We start from the raw sequence: 1,893 nt of genomic DNA, 5'->3' as shown, positions 1-1,893 counted from the left end.
CCACTCCCCACTCCCCACTCCCCAATAACGATAGAATTAAAATATATTGTTCACTATCAAGCCATCAAAAACCATGCCGTCTGATATTGCTGTCGAGAAGAAAAAATTAAAAAATCCACCTTTGCAAATGCACTACTTAGGCGATCGCGTTTTGCGTCAACCGGCAAAGCGGGTTACTAAAATAGATGACGAACTCCGCCAACTAGTGCGCGAAATGCTGCAAACTATGTATAGCTCAGATGGCATTGGTTTGGCTGCACCTCAAGTTGGCATCAATAAACAACTTATCGTTATTGACTGCGAACCAGATCAACCTAATCATCCGCCACTAGTGTTAATTAATCCTACCATTAAACAGGTTAGCAGTAAGCTCTGTGTGGCTCAGGAAGGGTGCTTAAGTATTCCTAATGTCTTTCTAGATGTAAAACGTCCAGAAGTGGTAACAATCGCCTATAAGGACGAATATGGTCGTCCCCAAACCTTAACAGCAGGTGATTTACTCGGTCGCTGTATTCTTCACGAATTGGATCACCTTAATGGTGTGGTATTTGTAGATCGTGTAGAAAATTCCTTGACTTTAAACGAAGAGTTATCTAAAAATGGCTTCTCGTATCAGGCAGTGAAACCAGTAGTATAGGGTGGTCTAGTAGTGTATTTAACTCCAAAAAGCGGTTTATTTTTAGGTGGTGCTTGTGTTGCAGCGATCGCCGCTGTTGGTTCAGTTTTTGAATTGAGTTATGGAGAACCAGATTTTGGTGTCCCAACCACTGCCATTATCCTAGCTTTGAGCATTCCTCTCACCGTATTCTTTTTTATTGCCGCAGTGAGAGATGCACGAGATAATATAGGATAAGCATCAGGTATATGAAAAAGGTAAGAGGATGAATGAGGAATGCACACTTCACCCTTTTACCTTTTATTTTTTACTAAGTAATTGATGATTATAAATCATGAAAATTCAACTAAAACCAGAAACTGAAGAACTGATCCAGTCCTATATTGCCACAGGTCATTATACCAATGCCGACGATGTGATAATTAAAGCACTTAAAGTGTTATCCGAGTGGAAAAAAGAGGATCAGGAATGGGAACAAGAAACACGCAAAAAAGTCGCTGTAGGACTTGCCCAAATTGACCGAGGTGAAGTGGTTAGTAGTGATGTTGTTATGGCTAGATTACAAGAAAAAATTAGAATTGCTCGTGAGAATAAAAAATAATGGAGTATATTCTGCATTAAGAGGTATTCCCATTGATAGTTATATAATTTTTTATCGGTTATTAGAAAATAGTATTGTCATTGTTCGAGTGGTTAGTGGGTATAGAGATATAGAATCTTTATTTTTGGATTTAGATCAATAAAATAGAATCATGCTACCAACTTCTACCCCCATACTCCGACTTTCCCAAGGACATCTAAACTTACTCGCAGTTTGTCCCCGTAAATTCCAACATAGCTACTTAGAACAACTAAATACTCCTCTAGATCCTAAACACGAAGAATATCAAATTTTAGGTAGTCGGTTTCACTTGCTTATGCAGCAGCGAGAAATGGATTTACCTATTAATAAATTACTACAAGCAGATCCTCAATTACAAAATTGGATGACTGACTTTAGCAAAATTGCTCCAGAAATATTTATAACTAATATTGATAATCAAACTTTTCGAGAAAGCGAACATTATCGAACATTACAAATTGGTAATTATCTCCTGACTGTCATTTATGATTTATTAATTGCTGACCAAAATCAAGCTCAAATTCTCGACTGGAAAACCTATCCCCAACCACCAAAAAGAGAAACATTAGCTGAAAATTGGCAAACAAAACTTTATCTGTACGTCATGGCAGAAACTAGCAACTATTTATTAGAAAATATTTCCCTAACCTACTGG

At 37.5% G+C, this 1,893-nt stretch carries 4 protein-coding genes; all 4 read left to right on the top strand.

What is annotated here, in order from left to right:
- Positions 1-73: 73 nt before the first annotated feature.
- A complete protein-coding gene (def, locus tag IQ228_RS25535) occupies positions 74-637 on the top strand; it encodes a peptide deformylase (RefSeq protein WP_027403669.1) in 564 nt (187 codons plus the stop codon).
- A gap of 12 nt (positions 638-649) precedes the next feature.
- The gene (locus tag IQ228_RS25530) at positions 650-853 is read left to right on the top strand and encodes a hypothetical protein (protein WP_027403670.1); all 204 of its coding nucleotides are present in this window, start codon (positions 650-652) and stop codon (positions 851-853) included.
- A gap of 97 nt (positions 854-950) precedes the next feature.
- A complete protein-coding gene (locus IQ228_RS25525; RefSeq protein ID WP_027403671.1) occupies positions 951-1,217 on the top strand; it encodes a hypothetical protein in 267 nt (88 codons plus the stop codon).
- A 151-nt stretch (positions 1,218-1,368) separates the two neighbouring features.
- Positions 1,369-1,893, top strand: a 525-nt coding sequence (locus tag IQ228_RS25520) for a PD-(D/E)XK nuclease family protein (RefSeq protein WP_193964938.1), incomplete at its 3' end; no start/stop codon positions are given.

The organism is Dolichospermum sp. LEGE 00246, assembly GCF_015207865.1.
Lineage (GTDB): Bacteria > Cyanobacteriota > Cyanobacteriia > Cyanobacteriales > Nostocaceae > Dolichospermum > Dolichospermum heterosporum.
The sequence above is the reverse complement of the archived record's forward strand: the minus strand, read 5'-3'. Positions and strand labels throughout refer to the sequence as shown.

What these genes read in the sequence shown, in the direction of transcription:
- IQ228_RS25525 (WP_027403671.1), top strand. Translation starts at nt 951, where the DNA reads ATGAAAATTCAACTAAAACCAGAAACTGAAGAACTGATCCAGTCCTAT.
- def (WP_027403669.1), top strand. Translation starts at nt 74, where the DNA reads ATGCCGTCTGATATTGCTGTCGAGAAGAAAAAATTAAAAAATCCACCT.